Raw genomic sequence first — 20,616 nt, 5'->3', positions numbered from 1 at the left:
GAAAGGAGGAAGGCAGATGAGCAAGCATGAAGCTATTGGATACGGTGAACTAACGCTTGTATCCCCTTATGATGTGCAGACATTACAGGATATACGCCTTAGCCAAGCAGTGAATGACCATGCAAGGCTGGTCTTAACTGGAATCATCCCTGCAGAACAAAAAGACCGATGTATGCAGGAGGCAACGAGTATGGACCAAGTTGAGCTATACCAGCTGAGTAAAGGTAAGCGCGTGCGTCCATTGTTTCGAGGGCAAGTAACAAAGTTAGTTGTTCGGATGGTCAGAGGGATTTATCAAATCGAATTAGAGGCAATATCTGCTACAGCGCAGCTTGATTATAAGCAGCAATCCCGCTCCTTTCAAAATGGGCAAATGACCTATGAAGCCATGCTGCGTGAAATCATAAAAAGCTATGCAGGTGCAGATATTATCGACCAAGCATCCAAGGGTGCAAAAACACAAGCATTTATATTACAATATAGGGAAACAGACTGGCAATTTCTCCAAAGATTAGCGAGTCATTTCCGCACAGTACTTGTGCCAGCAGTTGACAGCGCACAGCCTAAATTATGGTTTGGTTTACCGGAAGGGAATATCGTACAGCTTGCGGCGAATCATTATAGTGTAAGCAAAAATCGCATGCTATATTTACAAGCGAAACAAAATGATACAAGCCACCCACTAGCGGAGGAGGATATACTGCATTATAGCGTGACTTCCACACAGCCAGCCGCTTTAGGCGACCGCGTGCATTTCCAAGGCAAGGAGCTCGTCATCGCCAAGTCCATTGCTCGTATGGAGCAAGGAGTATGGACGTATGACTATCATCTCGTCCCCAAAACAGGTATTTACCAAGCGAAACAAACACTCTCGGCTCATACAGGGATTGCACTACAGGGGAAAGTGTTGGAAGTCAAAAAAGACCAAGTACGTCTTCATTTGTTGATGGATGAAAAGCAAAAGAAAGAGGAGGCGACATGGTTTTCGCTGGCAACCCCTTATAGTGCAGAGGGACATAGTGGCTTCTATAGCCCGCCAGAGGAAGGGGACAGTGTTCAACTCATTGTTCCTTCCATTGAAGAAAGATCAGCTTTTGTGCGACAGAGCTTACGCCAAGATGGCGACAAGAATCCAAAAACGGCTGAGGCTGACACCGCTTACTGGGGCAATGCAAACGGCAAGGAAATTAAGCTTGAACCGCAAGCAGTGACCTTGACAGCGACGGAAGGTGCTGTCTATATCAGCGTACACCAAGACAGTGGAATCGAGGTACAGAGCCAGCATCCTTTAGCCGTGACAGCAGGCGGCAATCTCGTCCTCACAGGCAACACCATCTCGTGGACAGCGACCGAATCCATCCACTTCACCTGTCGCTCAAGCAGCCTCGTGCTCGATGGCATTGCTGATATTCAAGGACAAGTCGTATACATGACAGGTAGCTCGAAAGCCCCTGTTCCATTAGGGGGTGCCTAATGGGGAAGTTCTGGAAATCGATAGGCAAAGCCATTGCCAGCATTCCTGTCGTAGGAAATGCCATCAAAAGTGCGAAAAAAACCGCACAAAAAGTGAAAACAGAAGTCAAAAAAGTTGCTGAAAAGGTAGAAGCGAAGCTAACCGAATTAAAGGAGAGCGTGGAGGAGCTCCTCGAGGAATTAGAGGAATCCGTAGAAGAAGCACTCGGCAAAGTCACCACCTACGCCCGCAAGCTGCAAAACAACCTAGATGAGCTCGCACTAGTCCAGTGGGTGAAGAATGATGCCAAAAGCTTCGTATTAGCTGCCTATAAAAAAACGAAAAAATGGGTAAAAGGTGGCTGGCGTGAAGGTCTCTCCATCGGCGTCGATTTCATCCCCGTTGTCGGCAATCTAAAAGCCGGCATTGAGGCGGTTATCGGTATCGACCCCATTACCGGACGCAAGCTCAGCACCGCGGAACGCGCCATCGCAGGCGCCGCCATCATCGGCGGTCCACTCGTCAAAGGGGCGAAGCATGTCGGCAAAGGCGCAATGAAAATCATCCCGAATAGCAATAAACTCGTCAACAGCCTCTCGAAACCGCTTGCCAAGCTCAAAGAGGGCGGTCAAAAAGTAGCAGAGAAAGCCGCTGCGAAGGCAACGGAGCTGAAAGCCCAAGCCAATGCGATGATGGCCCAAGCGAAGCAAGGCATGCGAGAGAGTATGGATAACGTTGGTCGTGCGTTGCGGGGGAATGAGCCGCAGCTGGCGATGGCGGGTGCGAATGGCGCGAAGGTTAACGGTTCGACAATTCAGATAGATATAAATAAAGGCGGTTCCGGAGTAATTGGGGCCAAAACATTAGTGGAAACAGGGCAACAATTTACAAATGGTAGAAAAAATAAATTGAAACCTGACGTTAGATATAAAACCGGAGAGTACAATTATTTTTATGAAACAGATAATTTAGGTAGGATTGCTAAATTTGAAACAGATAATTTACAATTAACAAAAAGAGAGGAGAGGTTATCTCATAGTAAAAATACGCCTGGTAAAGTGAAAGGTCAAGATCATGCTGGCCATTTAGTGGCTGATAGATTTGGGGGTTCTCCTAAAATTGACAATTTAGTTTCGCAATTATCAAATGTTAATTTGAGTCAATATAAGAAGATTGAGAATAAATGGGCAGCAGCTTTAAACGAAACACCTCCTAAAAAAGTGACGATTGATATTGAAGTTATTTACTCGGGTGATAATAAACGCCCGGAGAAATTTAAAGTTAACTATACTATTGATGGTGAACCAGAATTCGAAATTCTCATAAATTAATCGAGGAGTGAAAAATAGGATGAAAGAATTCGAAGAACAATTTAGTGAATTACAAGCAGATATGATATCCATATGTATGGAGTATGTAGAAGATAGAGCTGATAAAGTATATATCTATGCTTCATGTGAAGAGAGTGTTATTTCAGGTAGGTTTTTTTATCAGATTAATAATAAATATGTAAAATGCCATAAAGTGAATGAGGCATTGAAGGAAGGAGATGCGAGATATGATGTGTCTCCAAAACGGATGTTTGAGGTATTACATATAATAGGAGACGATATTGAAAAAATTAAAGTACTGTGTGAAGAACACGGAAGAGATATGCCAACGGAGATGAAATTAATATATGATGTTAAGAGTGGAAATTTCAAAGCTGAATATAAGTATGAGTTAATCTATTTTAATGATGATGTTAAAACGGCTGGTGATATCGCGGATGAGTGGTTTGAAGAAGTGAAAAGTAATAATCTTTAATTGTTTGTATGAATAAGCAGCTAAGAGTATGAGGCGATGATTAACTACTTCTAATTGAATTGAACATTGACAGTATAGATTAAAAGAAGATGAAAGAAGTTCGTTAACGTAGGAAGTAAGAGATATTATACGGCTAGAAGAACTAGATTAAAAACACTTGTCTGTTATAAAGAATGGCAAGTGTTTTTATACATAGATGAAGCCTATAGATAATCTCTTTCACTGGCAACCCCTATAGTGCAGAAGAACATAGTGGCTTCTATAGCCCGCCAGAGCAAGGGGACAGTGTTCAACTCATTGTTCCCTCCCTTGAAGAAAGGTCAGCTTTTGTGCGACAGAGCTTACGCCAAGATGGCGACAAGAATCCAAAAACGGCTGAGGCTGACACCGCTTACTGGGGCAATGCAAACGGCAAGGAAATTAAGCTTGACCCGCAAGCAGTGACCTTGACTGCGACGGAAAGTGCTGTCTATATCAGCGTACACCAAGACAGTGGAATCGAGGTGCAGAGCCAGCATCCTTTAGCCGTGACAGCAGGCGGCAATCTCGTCCTCACAGGCAACACCATCTCGTGGACAGCGACCGAATCCATCCACTTCACGTGTCGCTCAAGCAGCCTCGTGCTCGATGGCATTGCTGATATTCAAGGACAAGTCGTATACATGACAGGTAGCTCGAAAGCCCCTGTTCCATTAGGGGGTGCCTAATGGGGAAGTTCTGGAAATCGATAGGCAAAGCCATTGCCAGCATTCCTGTCGTAGGAAATGCCATCAAAAGTGCGAAAAAAACCGCACAAAAAGTGAAAACAGAAGTCAAAAAAGTTGCTGAAAAGGTAGAAGCGAAGCTAACCGAGTTAAAGGAGAGCGTGGAGGAGCTCCTCGAGGAATTAGAGGAATCCGTAGAAGAAGCACTCGGCAAAGTCACCACCTACGCCCGCAAGCTGCAAAACAACCTAGATGAGCTCGCACTAGTCCAGTGGGTGAAGAATGATGCGAAAAGCTTTGTGCTAGCTGCCTATAAAAAAACAAAAAAATGGGTAAAAGGTGGCTGGCGTGAAGGTCTCTCCATCGGCGTCGATTTCATCCCCATTGTCGGCAATCTAAAAGCCGGCATTGAGGCGGTTATCGGCATCGACCCGATTACCGGACGCAAGCTCAGCACCGCCGAACGCGCCATCGCAGGTGCCGCCATCATCGGCGGTCCACTCGTCAAAGGGGCAAAGCATGTCGGCAAAGGCGCAATGAAAATCATCCCAAATAGCAATAAACTCGTCAACAGCCTTTCGGAACCGCTTGCCAAGCTCAAAGAGGGCGGTCAAAAAATAGCAGAGAAAGCCGCTGCGAAGGCAACGGAACTGAAAGCCCAAGCCAATACGATGATGGTCCAAGCGAAGCAAGGCATGCGAGAAAGTATGGATAACGCTGGTCGTGCGTTGCGGGGGAATGAGCCTACATTGGCGACAGTAGGTGGTTCATCATCGCATAACAGTGTATGGAGAATGGAGGATCGTCGTTCAAGTACCTCTCCATCCTCAGGAAAAAAAGAGAAAGAGCCGCAGTCAAGTAAGAAGCCGACCCCAGTGGAATATGGTGAGCATTTCACAAAGGATGGTAGAAAAAAAGTTTTAAAACCGAATGTAGAATATAAATCACCAGATGGGTATACGTACCGTACAGATTACAATGGACGTATTGTTGAGTGTGAAGGAACGCTCGTATTAGGGAAAGCAGACCGAAGCCCTTATGCACAAAGAACGGTAGGAGGTAAGGATAGATTACCAGATGATGACGGAGGCCATTTAATCGGAGCTCAGTTTAAAGGACCAAAGGATATTGATAACCTAGTACCACAAAATAGCCAAATTAATCGTTCGGGTGGAGAATGGTTCGATATGGAGACAGAATGGGCGAATGCACTGAAAGAAACACCGCCGAAAAAAGTGACGGTACAAATCAATCCGACATATTCTGGAGATTCAATGCGGCCAGATTCCTTTTTGGTTGAATATGTAATTGAAGGGGAATTTCCAGTAATTCGTGAGATTGCAAATAAAAAAGGGGGTTAAAATTGATGAGTTTTGAAATAGAATTGAATAAACTATATAAAGAAATAGCACAGCAAGTTAATGTGATTATACCTATTGAATGGAGTAATTTCTATTTTAATGGTGAAGTTAAGGATAAGGAAGGGGGAGTTTTTTTCTTTTTTAGACCTAAAGATAAAGAAGAGGAGTACTTGTTTTCGCATTTTATTCCAAAATTATACGGTGTAGATAAAAAGATTTATAATAAAGAACTGCATAAATTGTTTGAACTAATTGTTAAACTTCAAGATGTATTTATTAAAAACGAGCAAGAACCTTGGTTCTCAGTGACGTTATTGCTGAGCGATAAAGGTAAATTAAACGTACATTTTGATTATACAAATTGGCACAAAAGTGAATTTGGTCCAACAGCAAGGATTAAGTATTTTGAGTATAAGTATGTAAGTTATAACAAAGAAGAGCTAGATGTAGATTTAATAGAAAGAATGAAGAAATTTGAAGAAAATAAAATATAAAATCCCTTTAAATCATGAACTTTAAACTTCAGACCTTGATTGGCTCAATGCCTTTCGAGGTTTTTAAACTTTAAGAGTTTTATGGTTAAAACAATAATATGATCTTGAAACAAAAACTATGAGAGTTAAATGAACAAATAATATGACACCTGAACAACTCCAAAGTACATATTTAAATGTAAAGTTCACGCATTAGAAGGGGAGAATAAATTGAATATCTATTGGGCTGATGCTCCAAGAAAATATAAATTTTTAGGAGGAAAGTAATTTATGAGGTTTGATTTTATTAAAAACCAAGTTGGTAATCAGTTTTTCCCTGTAAGTGAAAAAGAAATTGAAGAGGTTGAATTAACTTTGGGACTAAAAATTCCTTACGATTTAAGAGAACTCCTTCTAGAAGTTGGTTATGGTTTTCTTAGGAAATCTGAATATAATGTCAATCGAATTATGGGTCCTGCTTCTATAAGAGATGCCAGATTAAAAGTTAATGATTTTGAATTTTATCCTGACATAGAAGTATATGAAGAGCTTGAAGAGGGGAAATTAATTTTTTTTGAAGCAAATGAAAGTGCGTTATTACTAATTAACTTGAGTGAAGAAAAAGAGAATTCTATTTATTACGATGAGATAAAAATAGCTGATTCTTTAGAAGAATTTTTAAGAAAAGTAATGTATGATGATAAATATTATATTGATTTTGAATAATATATGAGTTAATTTCATAATTCTAACCCCTTGTCTCCCAAGGGTTTCAAGACAATAAGAAACGGGCACCTCCCCATTTTGGTATAATTCAAGTGACCAAACCAAAATCAACCAAGAGGTGAATGCCCTTTGACTATTGTAAAACAAATGAGCCTTTTTGACATCCATGAATTATTGAAAATGGAAAGTTCTCGTCGTTTTGATGCGATTTTAGCCACTTTCGATGTGCAGCCAATCTTTCAGCTATTTCGAAAGAAGACAATGAGGATTTATCAGAGGCATGCGACTACGATCGTGCAATTGTCTGGGAATATAAATATTTGGGTATTTTACCAGATGAAGGTGATGCATATAATCAAAAAGTTTTAGTGGAATATTTACAATCAATAAAGGATGAACAAGAGGGAGGTGCAGGTGGAAATTAGTTAAAGTAAATATTTAACCACTGTACTAAGAGCAGTGGTATTGAAGGATATAAAAAGTACTTGTTGAATATAACAACAAGTGCTTTTGATACATAGATGAAAAGCTTTTAAAAATGTATTTCCAGTCATTAAGCGTGCTGTCTATATCAGCGTACACCAAGACAGTGGAATCGAGGTGCAGAGCCAGCATCCTTTAGCCGTGACAGCAGGCGGCAATCTCGTCCTCACAGGCAACACCATCTCGTGGACAGCGACCGAATCCATCCACTTCACCTGTCGCTCAAGCAGCCTCGTGCTCGATGGCATTGCTGATATTCAAGGACAAGTCGTATACATGACAGGTAGCTCGAAAGCCCCTGTTCCATTAGGGGGTGCCTAATGGGGAAGTTCTGGAAATCGATAGGCAAAGCCATTGCCAGCATTCCTGTCGTAGGAAATGCCATCAAAAGTGCGAAAAAAACCGCACAAAAAGTGAAAACAGAAGTCAAAAAAGTCGCTGAAAAGGTAGAAGCGAAGCTAACCGAATTAAAGGAGAGCGTGGAGGAGCTCCTCGAGGAAGTAGAGGAATCCGTAGAAGAAGCACTCGGCAAAGTCACCACCTACGCCCGCAAGCTGCAAAACAACCTAGATGAGCTCGCACTAGTCCAGTGGGTGAAGAATGATGCGAAAAGCTTTGTGCTAGCTGCCTATAAAAAAACGAAAAAATGGGTAAAAGGTGGCTGGCGCGAGGGTCTCTCCATCGGCGTCGATTTCATCCCCATTGTCGGCAATCTAAAAGCTGGCATTGAAGCGGTCATCGGCATCGACCCCATTACCGGTCGCAAGCTCAGCACCGCCGAACGAGCCATCGTAGGCGCCGCCATCATCGGTGGTCCACTCGTCAAAGGGGCGAAGCATGTCGGCAAAGGCGCAATGAAAATCATCCCAAATAGCAATAAACTCGTCAACAGCCTCTCGAAACTACTTGCCAAGCTCAAAGAGGGCGGTCAAAAAGTAGCAGAGAAAGCCGCTGCGAAGGCAGCGGAGCTGAAAGCCCAAGCCAATGCGATGATGGCCCAAGCGAAGCAAGGCATGCGAGAGAGTATGGATAACGTTGGGCGTGCGTTGCGAGGGAATGAGCCTGCATTGGCGACAGCAGGTGGTCCTCCTGTGAAGAATAGTCCTGTGAGGGATTGGGATTCAACTGTGCAGAGGAGTACGGAGAATTCTTCGGGGGCTGGTAAACTTGATAAAGATTTAGCAAAGGCATATTTAAGAGATATAGAAATGAAGACTGGACGAAAGGTTCATAAAGAACAGATTGACTATATAAAAGAAGCTTTGAGAAACAATAAATTTGAAAAATTAACACCAAAAGAAACAGCTAAACATAGGAGAAAATTTACAACAAGCTTGAAAGATAGATTAATTATAGAATGGGAAGAAAAAACAAATCAAAAATGGCCTAGGTATACTGAAGAGGTGTTCGATAAGAATGGAGAAGTTGCTCGAAGTATTGGTCAACCATATGATGCTCATCATATCATAGAAAATAACTTTGGTGGTCCTCATGAATGGTGGAACATTCATCCAGCAAAATACCCTGATGAACATCAGGCTGGAATACATGGAAAAGGGTCACCGTCAGGAAAACTATTTCCAAGGAGGTAATAAGATATGGCTGATTTTAAATTTATTAGTAGCATAGAAAATAAAATTTATAAGGTATCTAAAGAAGATGTTTTAAAAGCTGAGCAAAGGATGGACATGGATTTGCCAGAAGATTTAAAACAATTATATCTAGAAGTAGGTTATGGTTTTATTAAAGGTCAAAGTGCTAATGCAATAAATAGATTACTGGGACCAGGAGCTGTAGCAGATATTAGGCTTAGAGAAGGCGTTTTTGAATTTGATCCAGATTTAGATGAATTATACGACGATGAGAATAAACTTATTTTTTTTGAATTAAACGAAGGTATATATATATCGTTAGAGTTGCAATTAGTAAATAATCCAGTATTTTATTTTGACATTCAGATAGCAGCATCGTTAGAGGAATTCTTTAAAAAGTTTATCAATGATAACGAATATTATATAGATTTAATTGAAGAATAGATTTGTAATGAGGAATTGTTAACCTTGATTAGCTAACTACGGTACTGTCAATATTTTTGTGTAAATGACTTTTCAATCCTTCAAGGTAGATTGTCACTTTTGTATTCAAATACATTTGTTCGGAGCTTTGATTTGGGTGTGTAGGAAAGGGCTAGCCCTTTCCTACACACCCAAATTTCGCGTTGGCGAGTCCCCGCTAATTTACTGGTTCGTGCAGCTGTTCAAACATCTCTTCCAGTGGGGCACGGGCCTGATTGAAGCCGATGTGACAACGAGTTGCGAAACGTTGGTTGTAGTCTTCGAATTGCGTTACTAAGAAGCGTTCCATCGACTTTTCGTTCGGAAACTGCTCCTTGCGCTTCGTATATTTCTTAATTTGTTTATTAAACGCTTCAACCGTTTCTGAGCCAGCTTTTATCATGTTTGAAATCGTTTGTGGCGTATAATGATGCCCATGCATTTTCTCGATTAAGTGCGCAATTTCAGACATGGTAATCTCTTTTTTAAATAGGTGAATCACCGTATCTTCTAACGTATCATTTGAGCGCTTATACGGAGCGACTGTCTGTTGTTTGAACTCACCATTACGATCATGTGGAATTTGAATGGCTAAATCACCGTACTCCGTGTGAAGTGTACGCGAATAAGACCCATTACGAGAATTGCCTGAGTTAAAGCCAATGCGATCATATTTTTCGTAATACAAAAATTCCGTCAGATCCGTCGCCAGCAGCGAAATAATCGCCATTTCTAAATGCGAACGAAAAACCTCGGTAATATCTGGTTTTTTCACTAGTGCATCGACAATTTCTGTTGTAAACTGATTCATAGGGAAGACCTCTTTTCTAGGATTGGTTGTGGTGACTTAATTCTACCAAGAAAGGGTCTTCTTTTTTCTATTGAAATTTTCATTTACACAAAATATTTTATACTCTCATATAACAGGCACCAAGTGCTTTATACATATTTAAGCATGTAAATTAAAAGATTGCGATTATTTAAATGATATATTAAGCCCGAAAGATTAGCATACTACATATGCAGAAATACGGTGATGTAATATTCATCTATTAAAGGGGATTTTCAAAGAAGAAGGGAATTACTCACAAGTATACAAAAACACAATTATTTATATTAAGATATAGGGAAATACGCTGGTAACTTCTGTTAAAATCATCTGATTATTTCTGTTTAATTCAATGCTTATGCCAGTAGTTGATATCGCACCGTTAAATTTGTGGTTTGGCTTTTACCTGAAATGAATGGTATATAGCTTACGGCTAGTCACTATAGCATAAATAAAAATTGCATGTTGTATATACAGATTCACCTTCGCTCAAGCTGTATAATCTTTGGGGGAAGTTCTGGAAATCGACAGGCGAAGCCATTGCCAGCATTCCTGTCGTAGGAAATGCCATCAAAAGTGCGAAAAAAACCGCATAAAAAGTGAAAACAGAAGTCAAAAAAGTCGCTGAAAAGGTAGAGGCGAAGCTAACCGAATTAAAGGAGAGCGTGGAGGAGCTCCTCGAGGAAGTAGAGGAATCCGTAGAAGAAGCACTCGGCAAAGTCACCACCTACGCCCGCAAGCTGCAAAACAATCTAGATGAGCTCGCACTAGTCCAGTGGATGAAGAATGATGCGAAAAGCTTCGTATTAGCTGCCTATAAAAAAACGAAAAAATGGGTAAAAGGTGGCTGGCGCGAGGGTCTCTCCATCGGCGTCGATTTCATTCCCATTGTCGGCAATCTAAAAGCCGGTATTGAAGCGGTCATCGGCATCGACCCCATTACCGGACGCAAGCTCAGCACCACCGAACGCGCCATCGCAGGTGTCGCCATCATCGGCGGTCCACTCGTCAAAGGGGCGAAGCATGTCGGCAAAGGCGCAATGAAAATCATCCCAAATAGCAATAAACTCGTCAACAGCCTCTCGAAACCGCTTGCCAAGCTCAAAGAGGGCGGTCAAAAAGTAGCAGAGAAAGCCGCTGCGAAGGCAACGGAGCTGAAAACCCAAGCGAATGCGATGATAGCCTAAGCGAAGCAAGGCATGCGAGAGAGTATGGATAATGTTGGTCGTGCGTTGCGAGGGAATGAGCCTCAGCTGGCGATGGCGGGTGCGAATGGCGCGAAGGTTGGAACTGTGAAGGGTAGTGATTCAATTGTTCGGATGAGTAAGGGGGAAAGTGTTGGTTCGGGGGGAACTTCTAAGGGTACGGGTAAATTTGTCAAATTCAAAGGTGATGAAGCTATAATACATTATGAAAAGCATAGTAAAGAGATAATGGACGCCATGGGTAAAAGTAAATACAATTTAAAGACTTACCTTGAAGATGCTAACCATGTTATTCAGACAGGGCAATACGTACCAGAAATGAATGGATATGTGAAAATTGTTGGTGGAAAAGGCAGTGCGAAATATGGATTTGTTGGACTAGATAGAAATACAGGAAATATAACTACGTTCCATATAAAGTCGGTTAAAGAACTTTCTAAAAAAGCACCAAGTTTAGGCATTGAAACAAGGAAATAAGGAAAGAGGGGACATAATGAAAATAAAAAAAATAAATTGGATTTCACAAGAAGCTTTAGAGGCTGAAGTAATTGTAACAGATGGAGAGTTTGAAATAATGTGTTTTGCACAACCATTAAATTATTTAGAAGAAAGTGAATTAATAGAGCCAATTTATTGTTTAAATGTCTCAAATCTTGTAAGAGCTGAAAAAGCAGAGTATAGTATTGAAAAATTAGATGACCCTTTTGCCTATAGGGTAATAGGAAAATTAATTGATAAGAATTATGAAAAAGTAAAATTAGGTGAACTATTACTAGAGTTGGAGAACAATTTGTTGCCAGGAGATATAAATGAAGGGGATTTTATAAGTTTTTGTTGTCAACGGTTAGATATCTATAATATAAAATAAAATCTTCAATGAAACCTTGTTAGGCTACATCTTTCAAGGTTTTTTGTTATAGTTAAAGCAATCTGGCTTTAGAAAGATAACTCATATTTACTCCTGTATACAGAAAAGTAGAAAGAAAAATTAGAATTTGTTGATAAAATGAAGCCATGCCATGTCCAGAATCAAATATCATGAAGGCACTGCCATCATGAGTATTACTAAAAAATAAAAAACGTGAGAAGTAAGCGAGATGACATTTTACATGGCGAGAGTAGTAATGCTCGTGGCGATAAACAATAAGAAGTACAAAAAGGTACTCTTGCCCTACGCTAACCAAGCAGGGTGAAAGGGGTTTTAACAAAAGGTTATACACAATTTTATTAATAATGACGATAAAAAAAGTCGCTTCTTCCAATAACGGAGGCGACTTTTTTAATCTTCCATGTCTATGAGGTCAATAATTTCTCGAATATCTTCAATCTCTAATGTTTCTGCAATTTTTTCGATATGATGGAAATTAATATTTTGCCTTTTTTGGTTGGCTAGCTCACTTAAAGCGGCATGACGTATATCTGTTAATCGAGACAATTCTCGCAGGGAGATCCCTTTTTGTTTAGTTAATTGTTGGGTGTTCACTTTAATCTTTTTCGCCATAGCCCTCCTTACAATCAAATTATATTGACTGCAAAGAAAAAGTTAGCGGTTTAGATGAATTTCTTAAGTTGAAATAGAGGTAGCGTCTACCACGGTGCAGTTGAATTGTAAGCGGTTACGTACTATACAGGTGCAAATGCCATCGTACAATCCATCCAAGGATACAAAAACAGAACCAATTATAATACAATATAGGGAGAATATATTGGTAAATCCTTCTAACATTCCTCAGTTGTATATTAGCTACCTATAAAAAACGAAAAAATGGGTAAAAGGTGGCTGGCGCGAGGGTCTCTCCATCGGCGTCGATTTCATTCCCATTGTCGGCAATCTAAAAGCCGGCATTGAGGCGGTCATCGGCATCGACCCAATTACCGGACGCAAGCTCAGCACCGCGGAACGCGCCATCGCAGGCGCCGCCATCATCGGCGGTCCACTCGTCAAAGGGGCGAAGCATGTCGGCAAAGGCGCAATGAAAATCATCCCAAATAGCAATAAACTCGTTAACAGCCTCTCGAAACCACTTGCCAAGCTCAAAGAGGGCGGTCAAAAAGTAGCAGAGAAAGCCGTTGCGAAGGCAACGGAGCTGAAAGCCCAAGCCAATGCGATGATGGCCCAAGCGAAGCAAGGCATGCGAGAGAGTATGGATAACGTTGGTCGTGCGCTGCGGGGGAATGAGCCGCAGCTTGCCACAGTTGGTGGGAATAGTGCGAGGAATAGTGATTCGGTTGTGCAGATGAGTAAGGGGGAAAGTGTTAATTCGGGGGGAACTTCCAAGGGTACGGGTAATAATAGTAAGAATGTTAGCAGAATGAATTTTGGAAGTACTGAAAAATTAGAATCACATTTTGGAAAACATGGTGGTGAATTCGGAGGGGTATACTCTAATGCTAATGAGTACCTAATAGGAGCAAATAATGTAATAGAGAATGGAATAAAAGTTCAATACGAATATAAGGGAGAACTAAGAACAGGTTATGTTAAATTTATGAAAAATAGTGGCTTAACTAATGCTGCTGGTGTTCCTATAAAAAGTTATGCTAAGTTTGAATTTGTAGGAACAAATAATTTGGGGGAAATTACAACATATCATGTTGAAAGTGGTAAAACTTTTTGGAAAATGATGAATAATGGAGAGAATATTCCTGTTATTAACCCTGTTGAATAGAGGAGAAATTATGAATAATAAAATAGAAATATGTAAATTTAACTCTCTTATTGAGGAAGAATTATATTTTTTGGTTAACAATCAAAAAATTATAGGATTTAATGTGTCTCCCCAACAACAAGAAATAGGCAAAATATATGAGGCTGAAATAGATATATTTGTAAATGATGTTTTAGAGATAAAGGAACAAAAGAATCAATATTTGAAAAAAATTGAACACATTAATAATTATAGTTATGCACTTTGGGGAAAAATGTTAGGGGATAATATTTTAGATGTAGGCTTTTTTATTACGAGTGATTTACTTGAAGATTACCGATATTTAGTGGGACGATATGTCTATTTGAAAGTTGATAGATTGCAAGTTTATTGTGAAGATAAAGTATGATGAGTGACAGCAGGCAGCAATCTCGTCCTCACAGGCAACACCATCTCGTGGACAGCGACCGAATCCATCCACTTCACCTGTCGCTCAAGCAGCCTCGTGCTCGATGGCATTGCGGATATTCAAGGACAAGTCGTATACATGACAGGTAGCTCGAAAGCCCCTGTTCCATTAGGGGGTGCCTAATGGGGAAGTTCTGGAAATCGATAGGCAAAGCCATTGCCAGCATTCCTGTCGTAGGAAATGCCATCAAAAGTGCGAAAAAAACCGCACAAAAAGTGAAAACAGAAGTCAAGAAAGTCGCTGAAAAGGTAGAAGCGAAGCTAACCGAATTAAAGGAGAGCGTGGAGGAGCTCCTCGAGGAAGTAGAGGAATCCGTAGAAGAAGCACTCGGCAAAGTCACCACCTACGCCCGCAAGCTGCAAAACAACCTAGATGAGCTCGCACTAGTCCAGTGGGTGAAGAATGATGCGAAAAGCTTTGTGCTAGCTGCCTATAAAAAAACAAAAAAATGGGTAAAAGGTGGCTGGCGTGAAGGTCTCTCCATCGGCGTCGATTTCATCCCCATTGTCGGCAATCTAAAAGCCGGCATTGAGGCGGTTATCGGCATCGACCCGATTACCGGACGCAAGCTCAGCACCGCCGAACGAGCCATCGCAGGTGCCGCCATCATCGGCGGTCCACTCGTCAAAGGGGCAAAGCATGTCGGCAAAGGCGCAATGAAAATCATCCCAAATAGCAATAAACTCGTCACCAGCCTCTCGAAACCACTTGCCAAGCTCAAAGAGGGCGGTCAAAAAGTAGCAGAGAAAGCCGCTGCGAAGGCAACGGAGCTGAAAGCCCAAGCCAATGCGATGATGGCCCAAGCGAAGCAAGGCATGCGAGAGAGTATGGATAACGTTGGTCGTGCGTTGCGGGGGAATGAGCTTCAGCTGGCGATGGCGGGTGCGAATGGTGCGAAGGTTGGAACTGTGAAGAGTAGTGATTCGGTTGTGCAGATGAGTAAGGGGGAAAGTGTTGGTTCGGGGGGAACTTCTAAGGGTACGGGTAATCTAGTTTTCAAATCAGATTATGATAACCACCTAATAAATGTACAAGGTTTTAATCGTGATGCTTCTAAAGGTATTACAGGTGGTCACAATATGGATGAGTTCTACAATTATTTTAGAAATGTTGAGAAGTTAGATGATAAAGATTTTATCCATAAAGTAACACCCCATCCTACAATTGATGGAATCATACAAATTAATTACAAGATACCTAAACTTGATAATAAGGGTAATCTAACTGGGGAGTATAAGCACTTCAAGAATCCAAAAACAGTGTATGATCCATCCAAAATATCGGATGCAACCATAATCGAATGGGGTAAAGACGCAATGCAACAAGGAATTGATGCTGGTAGTATTGTCGGAAGAAAAATAACTGGTATTAATCCGAACGGATTGAAATTTGAAGGGTATATGGATGCAAATGGTACTATTACAAACTTCTATCCAAAACTAGACTAAAGGAGATAAACAATGAAAATAAATAAGAATTTTGATGAATTAACTGCAATGGAACTATATTTCCTCTATCTTGATGAAGATAAATTTGTAAATGCTCTTGAGGATTTTTCAAACTCCATAGGATATGGTATCTCAGAGTTTATCAGTTGTGCATTTCCATCTGAATATGAATCGTGGGAAGAAGGGTATTTTGGAGATAATGGTGTGAAATTTGAAGTTGAACCACCAGCAGTTGATGAGATTAAATATGAAATAGTATCAAATACAGACTTCATTGATTTTCTAGATAATTTAACAGATCAGTACCTTGGCTCATATCCTATGGAGGAATCTAAAGTTGTACTTCTATTAAACCAAATTAAAACTACATTAATTTAATAAGTGGGGCTATACAATGCCGAATGAAACAATAATGAATATAATCCATGGAATATTCATATAAAAGTTTCGTCATTTCGTTTGTATGCACATAAATGCTTAAATTTCATACCTTAAATAACGCTATGCTGTTATATTGGACAGGTCGATTATGGTCAGATAGCCCATGATTGGCCTGTTTTTGCCTCGATGGCACAGATAAAGCAAAAGATACAGACTGGCATGGATAAGCTTGGAGATATGTTAAACGGAAATAAACCTCAGCTTGCAACAGCAAGTACGAATGGTATGAAGACGGGAGCGAAGAAAGAAAGTGACTCGCTCGTTCAGATGAGTACCAATAAATCTGGTGGTTCAGAGAAGGATGTTAAGTGGTATGTTAGAACATGAGAAGAATATATTAGAAGAAGCATTGAAATAAAGTATTATGAAATATAAGGAAATTGAACCTTGATTGGCTAACCATCTTTCAAGGTTTTTTGTTGTGGTTAAAACAATAAGAATATAGAATTACGGCTCATAACAGGAGAGTAAAAGAGAAATTAGAATTTGTTGATAAAATAAAGCCATGCCATGTCCAGAATCAAATATCATGAAGGCAGTGCCATCAATGAGTATTACTAAACAATAAAAAGCGTGAGAAGTATGCGAGATGACTTTTTACATGGCGATGGTAGTAAGAGTAGGAAATAATAAAAAACAAATGATACTGACAACGCTCGTGGCGATAAACAATAAGAAAGACAAAAAAGGTACTCTTGCTCTACGCTAACCACATAGAGGGAACGGAGTTTGAACAAAAGGCGTACACAATTTTATTAATAATTACGATAAAAAAGTCGCTTTTTCCAACAACGGAGGTGACTTTTTTAATCTTCTATGCCTATAAGGTAAATAATTTCTCGAATATCTTCAATCTCTAACGTTTCTGTAATTTTTTAGATATGATGGAAATTAATATTTTGCCTTTGTTGATTGGCTAGCTCACTTAAATCGGCATGACGTATATCTTTTAATCGAGATAATTTCCTCAGTGAAATACCGTTTTGTTTAGTTAATTCATGGATGTTCACTTTAATTTTTTCGCCATAGCCCTCCTTACAGTCGAATTATATTGACTGCAAAGAAAAAGTTAGCCGTTTGGATGGATTTCTCAAGTTGAAATAGGGGTAGCGTCTACCACGGTGCAGTTAAATTGTGAGCGATTACATACTATGTAGGTGCAAATGCCATCGTACAATCCATCCAAGGATACAAAAACAGAACCAATTATAATACAATATAGGGAGAATATATTGGTAAATCCTTCTAACATTCCTCAGTTGTGTATTAGCTGCCTATAAAAAAACAAAAAAATGCGTAAAAGGTGGCTGGCGCGAAGGTCTCTCCATCGGCGTCGATTTCATCCCCATTGTCGGCAATCTAAAAGCCGGCATTGAGGCGGTCATCGGCATCGCCCCGATTACCGGACGCAAGCTCAGCACCGCGGAACGCGCCATCGCAGGCGCCGCCATCATCGGCGGTTCACTCGTCAAAGGGGCGAAGCATGTCGGCAAAGGCGCAATGAAAATCATCTCGAATAGCAATAAACTCGTCAACAGCCTCTCGAAACTACTTGCCAAGCTCAAAGAGGGCGGTCAAAAAGTAGCAGAGAAAGCCGCTGCGAAGGCAGCGGAGCTGAAAGCCCAAGCCAATGCGATGATGGCCCAAGCGAAGCAAGGCATGCGAGAAAGTATGGATAACGTTGGTCGTGCGTTGCGGGGGAATGAACCGCAGCTGGCGATGGCGGGTGCGAATGGCGCGAAGGCAGGAACTGTGAAGAACAGTGATTCGATTGTGCAGATGAGTAGGGGTGAGTCTGTTGGTTCGGGGGGGAGCGCTAAGGGTAAGGATAATCTTAAATATGATGACAGAGTTTTAAAAAGGATGAAAGAAGACGCAGGTACACATCATAACTTCCCTACATCCTTTGACAAAACGATTTTATCTAATAAGCCATCAATTGTTAGACCTGATGGACGTGCAGAATATTTACACACAGGAACAATTAACGGTCAACAAGGTGTGTACCATATAACACTTAAAGACGGTGTTGTAACTCATCGTTCGTTTATTCCACAGAGCGATTGGAAAAGATATTCTAACCGTTGGGAGTTACCATCTCAAGTTACTCCATAAAATAGGAGGTTGAAAGCATTTGAAAAAACTTGATTTTAAAACTTATGGAGAATTTACAAATGAATTGTTAAATCTCAAGTACGACTCACAAATAATTTATGAGGGATATACAGATAACCTAATAACTTCAGCAGCAGGTGATTTAGAGCTAAAACTAAATTATGGTATGAGTAATACTTCTTCAGTAATCGCTAGAAAATATGGTGACCATATAGTATGGATACCAAAAGTTCCTTTAGACTCAGATTATAGATACGAAACCATTATTTTTAATTCAAAGCAGTTTGCAGAATTATGGACATTCTTAAAATATAAGGCAGAAGATGACTTAGAAACAATAAAAAATATAAGTGCCGATGAATTAAAACTAATGTGGATGATTAGAGCTAGAGGGACAGAACGAATTGATGATATATCAAGTCTAATAAAATCAGTTAAAAAAAATACCATTGCACTTTCTACAAGTTTAGAACGCGAGGAAACAATCTTTTATAATCTTATTGAAAACCAGTGGGAATTAAAAAAAGATAAGATAATAGAAGGTCAAGACTATTGGAAAAGTTTTATTTCCTATCTTGATAAGGGAGTATATGAGGAGTGGGAGGTTTTTAAAAAAGATAATAAAGATAATCTATATATTCACTTAGGTAATGGATATTGTTTACCAATTTAACACTTGTGATGGCTATCATTCGATAGCCGTCTTTTTGTTAGAGTACGGAGTGCCGAATAAACTCCTTTTTATTTAAAGAACAATAAGACCTATATGATGTTTTAACAAATTTTATAGTACGTACAACACCTTTTAAACGTATGCTCTATTTATTCTTTATTTTGTTAAGCAAATAACCGTAATTTCATTAGTTACCACCATTTGTATTTGTTAAACTAAAACTGAGCCACCAACGCAATTGAAATGAGAGCCACTTTCTATCAAAATAATCCTAACGATTAAAAGTTAGGAGGATATAGAGGTGATCAGTTTGGAGAAGAAGTAATTAGTGCTGCTTGAGTACTACCAGCACAATACAAGCCAACGTCAAATTGCGGCTAAGCTAAAAATATCACGCAATACAGTAAAAAGATATATCGAGCAGGATCTCGCCGCAAGACAACAAGATACAAGGAATTTATCGGTTACGGACAATTACGTAACGCCTCCAGCATATAAAAAGCGAAACGGTAAAAAGGTTGCCTTAATCAATATGATTATGAAACGTCTTCGTCAGATGATGAAGCAGAATGAACAGAAGCGTGAATTAAATATGCATAAGCAGCAGTTGAAGATTATTGATATGCATGAAAAGCTTTTGGATGAAGGATTTAAAATCAGCTATACGACTGGTTAAGATAAGAAAAGGGTTAGAAGGTTCGGTAAAGAACCCGAACTCAGACGCTGAAACAAAAAAATATTACAAGATGGTTTGGATAAGGCTAATAAAAATATAAAAAAATAGAAGACTTATTTGAACCTTTTGGAGGGATATAAAAATGAAATTAAGGGATATTTATCAATTGCCACAGGGAGAAGTACAAGAAGACTATGCATTGGATGAATGGTATAATACCTTAATAAATAAAGATATTACAGAATTAGATATTAATGATTTATGTAGAATGATTAAACAGAATATTTTTATTGAATTAGCAATAGATAAAGCAATAGGGTTTCTTAAGCTTAATCCTCTAGAAGGTGATGTTTATTATGGGCAGTTATTAGAGGTACTATTTTCTGTTGATATGGAAAAAATTACAGAACAAAAGGAACTACTTAAAGAAGTACTTATGGACGTAAAAGAAAATATAGAAATGGATAATTTTATGAGTGATGAGGACTTTAATGAATATAAAGACCTAGTAGATAAATTTTTAACTAAAATAAACTTATACTATTACCTTGATTGGCTATATGCCTTTCAAGGCTTCTTTTTTGGTGGATACCTAGTGTCGAATAAAGCGAATATTATATTTGGGGTGTAGATAACACCTCTATAATGTTTTAACAACTTTTTAGTACGTACAACATCTTTGAATTGTATGCCATATTTAATAAATTTCACTTCGTGTAAATAACCTAAAAATCATCAGATACTATCATCCTCATCCTACGCCCGCAAGCTGCAAAACAACCTAGATGAGCTCGCACTAGTCCAGTGGGTGAAGAATGATGCGGAAGGCTTTGTGCTAGCTGCCTATAAAAAAACGAAAAAATGGGTAAAAGATGGCTGACGCGAGGGTCTCTCCGTCGGCGTCGATTTCATCCCCGTTGTCGGCAATCTAAAAGCCGGCATTGAGGCGGTCATCGGCATCGACCCGATTACCGGACGCAAGCTCAGCACCGCGGAACGCGCCATCGCAGGCGTCGCCATCATCGGCGGTCCACTCGTCAAAGGGGCGAAGC

At 39.9% G+C, this 20,616-nt stretch carries 23 protein-coding genes and 1 pseudogene; 21 read left to right on the top strand and 3 right to left on the bottom strand.

The features are described 5' to 3' along the window. Positions 1-16: 16 nt before the first annotated feature. The 9 genes from MHH70_RS04140 (at position 17) to MHH70_RS04100 (ending at position 9,042) form a co-directional block, all read left to right on the top strand. Positions 17-1,474, top strand: coding sequence for a contractile injection system protein, VgrG/Pvc8 family (locus tag MHH70_RS04140; protein ID WP_342472640.1), 1,458 nt, complete (start codon positions 17-19; stop codon positions 1,472-1,474). Continuing rightward, the gene (locus MHH70_RS04135; protein WP_342472639.1) at positions 1,474-2,784 is read left to right on the top strand and encodes a DNA/RNA non-specific endonuclease; all 1,311 of its coding nucleotides are present in this window, start codon (positions 1,474-1,476) and stop codon (positions 2,782-2,784) included. The genes MHH70_RS04140 and MHH70_RS04135 overlap by 1 nt, the downstream gene beginning before the upstream one ends. Positions 2,785-2,803: 19 nt before the next feature. Then, positions 2,804-3,259, top strand: a complete 456-nt coding sequence (locus MHH70_RS04130; RefSeq protein ID WP_342472638.1) for an immunity protein YezG family protein — start codon at positions 2,804-2,806, stop codon at positions 3,257-3,259. A gap of 329 nt (positions 3,260-3,588) precedes the next feature. Next, positions 3,589-3,966 carry a hypothetical protein gene (locus MHH70_RS04125; protein WP_342472637.1) on the top strand — a complete coding sequence of 126 codons (378 nt, stop codon included), beginning with the start codon at positions 3,589-3,591 and terminating at the stop codon, positions 3,964-3,966. Next, the gene (locus MHH70_RS04120) at positions 3,966-5,324 is read left to right on the top strand and encodes a DNA/RNA non-specific endonuclease (RefSeq protein ID WP_342472636.1); all 1,359 of its coding nucleotides are present in this window, start codon (positions 3,966-3,968) and stop codon (positions 5,322-5,324) included. The genes MHH70_RS04125 and MHH70_RS04120 overlap by 1 nt, the downstream gene beginning before the upstream one ends. A 5-nt stretch (positions 5,325-5,329) precedes the next feature. Further along, entirely contained in the window at positions 5,330-5,818 is a 489-nt protein-coding gene (locus MHH70_RS04115) for an immunity protein YezG family protein (RefSeq protein ID WP_342472635.1), read from the top strand. Between the two features lie 270 nt (positions 5,819-6,088). Next, positions 6,089-6,523 carry an SMI1/KNR4 family protein gene (locus MHH70_RS04110; RefSeq protein WP_342472634.1) on the top strand — a complete coding sequence of 145 codons (435 nt, stop codon included), beginning with the start codon at positions 6,089-6,091 and terminating at the stop codon, positions 6,521-6,523. An 803-nt stretch (positions 6,524-7,326) separates the two neighbouring features. Next, a complete protein-coding gene (locus MHH70_RS04105) occupies positions 7,327-8,598 on the top strand; it encodes a pre-toxin TG domain-containing protein (RefSeq protein WP_342472633.1) in 1,272 nt (423 codons plus the stop codon). Between the two features lie 6 nt (positions 8,599-8,604). Beyond that, positions 8,605-9,042, top strand: a complete 438-nt coding sequence (locus tag MHH70_RS04100; RefSeq protein WP_342472632.1) for an SMI1/KNR4 family protein — start codon at positions 8,605-8,607, stop codon at positions 9,040-9,042. Positions 9,043-9,238: 196 nt separating this feature from the next. On the opposite strand, the gene MHH70_RS04095 is transcribed toward MHH70_RS04100, so the two are convergent. Continuing rightward, on the bottom strand, positions 9,239-9,871 hold the full coding sequence (locus tag MHH70_RS04095; protein ID WP_342472631.1) for a transposase: 633 nt from the start codon (positions 9,869-9,871) through the stop codon (positions 9,239-9,241). Positions 9,872-10,488: 617 nt separating this feature from the next. Between MHH70_RS04095 and MHH70_RS04090 the strand changes: the two genes are divergently transcribed. The 3 genes from MHH70_RS04090 to MHH70_RS04080 are packed head-to-tail and all read left to right on the top strand — an operon-like array spanning position 10,489 to position 11,962. Then, positions 10,489-11,076 carry a pre-toxin TG domain-containing protein gene (locus MHH70_RS04090; RefSeq protein ID WP_342472630.1) on the top strand — a complete coding sequence of 196 codons (588 nt, stop codon included), beginning with the start codon at positions 10,489-10,491 and terminating at the stop codon, positions 11,074-11,076. A gap of 12 nt (positions 11,077-11,088) precedes the next feature. Then, positions 11,089-11,571, top strand: coding sequence for a hypothetical protein (locus MHH70_RS04085; protein WP_342472629.1), 483 nt, complete (start codon positions 11,089-11,091; stop codon positions 11,569-11,571). Between the two features lie 16 nt (positions 11,572-11,587). Further along, the gene (locus MHH70_RS04080) at positions 11,588-11,962 is read left to right on the top strand and encodes a hypothetical protein (protein ID WP_342472628.1); all 375 of its coding nucleotides are present in this window, start codon (positions 11,588-11,590) and stop codon (positions 11,960-11,962) included. Between the two features lie 411 nt (positions 11,963-12,373). Here MHH70_RS04080 and MHH70_RS04075 read toward each other — a convergent pair whose 3' ends face one another. After that, a complete protein-coding gene (locus MHH70_RS04075; RefSeq protein WP_342472627.1) occupies positions 12,374-12,595 on the bottom strand; it encodes a helix-turn-helix transcriptional regulator in 222 nt (73 codons plus the stop codon). Positions 12,596-13,067: 472 nt separating this feature from the next. Between MHH70_RS04075 and MHH70_RS04070 the strand changes: the two genes are divergently transcribed. The 5 genes from MHH70_RS04070 (at position 13,068) to MHH70_RS04050 (ending at position 16,427) form a co-directional block, all read left to right on the top strand. Next, entirely contained in the window at positions 13,068-13,763 is a 696-nt protein-coding gene (locus MHH70_RS04070; protein WP_342472626.1) for a hypothetical protein, read from the top strand. Positions 13,764-13,773: 10 nt separating this feature from the next. Further along, on the top strand, positions 13,774-14,151 hold the full coding sequence (locus tag MHH70_RS04065; RefSeq protein ID WP_342472625.1) for a hypothetical protein: 378 nt from the start codon (positions 13,774-13,776) through the stop codon (positions 14,149-14,151). Positions 14,152-14,333: 182 nt separating this feature from the next. Continuing rightward, the gene (locus MHH70_RS04060) at positions 14,334-15,659 is read left to right on the top strand and encodes a pre-toxin TG domain-containing protein (protein ID WP_342472624.1); all 1,326 of its coding nucleotides are present in this window, start codon (positions 14,334-14,336) and stop codon (positions 15,657-15,659) included. Between the two features lie 12 nt (positions 15,660-15,671). Then, complete coding sequence (gene cdiI / locus MHH70_RS04055; protein ID WP_131520625.1) at positions 15,672-16,037, top strand: ribonuclease toxin immunity protein CdiI; 366 nt, start codon at positions 15,672-15,674, stop codon at positions 16,035-16,037. Between the two features lie 222 nt (positions 16,038-16,259). Further along, positions 16,260-16,427, top strand: a complete 168-nt coding sequence (locus MHH70_RS04050; protein ID WP_342472623.1) for a hypothetical protein — start codon at positions 16,260-16,262, stop codon at positions 16,425-16,427. A 551-nt stretch (positions 16,428-16,978) separates the two neighbouring features. Here MHH70_RS04050 and MHH70_RS04045 read toward each other — a convergent pair. Next, positions 16,979-17,116: pseudogene (locus MHH70_RS04045) on the bottom strand (XRE family transcriptional regulator); the annotation flags it as partial. Between the two features lie 484 nt (positions 17,117-17,600). On the opposite strand from MHH70_RS04045, the gene MHH70_RS04040 reads away from it, so the two are divergent. The 4 genes from MHH70_RS04040 (at position 17,601) to MHH70_RS04025 (ending at position 20,195) form a co-directional block, all read left to right on the top strand. After that, complete coding sequence (locus MHH70_RS04040) at positions 17,601-18,215, top strand: hypothetical protein (protein WP_342472622.1); 615 nt, start codon at positions 17,601-17,603, stop codon at positions 18,213-18,215. 19 nt (positions 18,216-18,234) lie between these two features. Continuing rightward, positions 18,235-18,888, top strand: a complete 654-nt coding sequence (locus MHH70_RS04035) for a hypothetical protein (protein ID WP_342472621.1) — start codon at positions 18,235-18,237, stop codon at positions 18,886-18,888. A 328-nt stretch (positions 18,889-19,216) separates the two neighbouring features. Beyond that, positions 19,217-19,564 carry a hypothetical protein gene (locus MHH70_RS04030; RefSeq protein WP_342472620.1) on the top strand — a complete coding sequence of 116 codons (348 nt, stop codon included), beginning with the start codon at positions 19,217-19,219 and terminating at the stop codon, positions 19,562-19,564. 142 nt (positions 19,565-19,706) lie between these two features. After that, a complete protein-coding gene (locus MHH70_RS04025) occupies positions 19,707-20,195 on the top strand; it encodes a contact-dependent growth inhibition system immunity protein (protein ID WP_342472619.1) in 489 nt (162 codons plus the stop codon). Positions 20,196-20,616 lie beyond the last annotated feature (421 nt).

Origin of the sequence: Metasolibacillus sp. FSL H7-0170 (genome assembly GCF_038593115.1) — a bacterium.
GTDB classification, from domain to species: Bacteria; Bacillota; Bacilli; order Bacillales_A; family Planococcaceae; genus Metasolibacillus; species Metasolibacillus fluoroglycofenilyticus.
This window is presented reverse-complemented; position numbering and strand designations above follow the sequence as displayed.

What these genes read in the sequence shown, in the direction of transcription:
- MHH70_RS04140 (WP_342472640.1), top strand. Translation starts at nt 17, where the DNA reads ATGAGCAAGCATGAAGCTATTGGATACGGTGAACTAACGCTTGTATCC.
- MHH70_RS04135 (WP_342472639.1), top strand. Translation starts at nt 1,474, where the DNA reads ATGGGGAAGTTCTGGAAATCGATAGGCAAAGCCATTGCCAGCATTCCT.
- MHH70_RS04130 (WP_342472638.1), top strand. Translation starts at nt 2,804, where the DNA reads ATGAAAGAATTCGAAGAACAATTTAGTGAATTACAAGCAGATATGATA.
- MHH70_RS04120 (WP_342472636.1), top strand. Translation starts at nt 3,966, where the DNA reads ATGGGGAAGTTCTGGAAATCGATAGGCAAAGCCATTGCCAGCATTCCT.
- MHH70_RS04115 (WP_342472635.1), top strand. Translation starts at nt 5,330, where the DNA reads ATGAGTTTTGAAATAGAATTGAATAAACTATATAAAGAAATAGCACAG.
- MHH70_RS04110 (WP_342472634.1), top strand. Translation starts at nt 6,089, where the DNA reads ATGAGGTTTGATTTTATTAAAAACCAAGTTGGTAATCAGTTTTTCCCT.
- MHH70_RS04105 (WP_342472633.1), top strand. Translation starts at nt 7,327, where the DNA reads ATGGGGAAGTTCTGGAAATCGATAGGCAAAGCCATTGCCAGCATTCCT.
- MHH70_RS04100 (WP_342472632.1), top strand. Translation starts at nt 8,605, where the DNA reads ATGGCTGATTTTAAATTTATTAGTAGCATAGAAAATAAAATTTATAAG.
- MHH70_RS04095 (WP_342472631.1), bottom strand. Translation starts at nt 9,871, where the DNA reads ATGAATCAGTTTACAACAGAAATTGTCGATGCACTAGTGAAAAAACCA.
- MHH70_RS04085 (WP_342472629.1), top strand. Translation starts at nt 11,089, where the DNA reads ATGCGAGAGAGTATGGATAATGTTGGTCGTGCGTTGCGAGGGAATGAG.
- MHH70_RS04080 (WP_342472628.1), top strand. Translation starts at nt 11,588, where the DNA reads ATGAAAATAAAAAAAATAAATTGGATTTCACAAGAAGCTTTAGAGGCT.
- MHH70_RS04075 (WP_342472627.1), bottom strand. Translation starts at nt 12,595, where the DNA reads ATGGCGAAAAAGATTAAAGTGAACACCCAACAATTAACTAAACAAAAA.
- MHH70_RS04070 (WP_342472626.1), top strand. Translation starts at nt 13,068, where the DNA reads ATGAAAATCATCCCAAATAGCAATAAACTCGTTAACAGCCTCTCGAAA.
- MHH70_RS04065 (WP_342472625.1), top strand. Translation starts at nt 13,774, where the DNA reads ATGAATAATAAAATAGAAATATGTAAATTTAACTCTCTTATTGAGGAA.
- MHH70_RS04060 (WP_342472624.1), top strand. Translation starts at nt 14,334, where the DNA reads ATGGGGAAGTTCTGGAAATCGATAGGCAAAGCCATTGCCAGCATTCCT.
- cdiI (WP_131520625.1), top strand. Translation starts at nt 15,672, where the DNA reads ATGAAAATAAATAAGAATTTTGATGAATTAACTGCAATGGAACTATAT.
- MHH70_RS04050 (WP_342472623.1), top strand. Translation starts at nt 16,260, where the DNA reads ATGGATAAGCTTGGAGATATGTTAAACGGAAATAAACCTCAGCTTGCA.
- MHH70_RS04040 (WP_342472622.1), top strand. Translation starts at nt 17,601, where the DNA reads ATGAAAATCATCTCGAATAGCAATAAACTCGTCAACAGCCTCTCGAAA.
- MHH70_RS04025 (WP_342472619.1), top strand. Translation starts at nt 19,707, where the DNA reads ATGAAATTAAGGGATATTTATCAATTGCCACAGGGAGAAGTACAAGAA.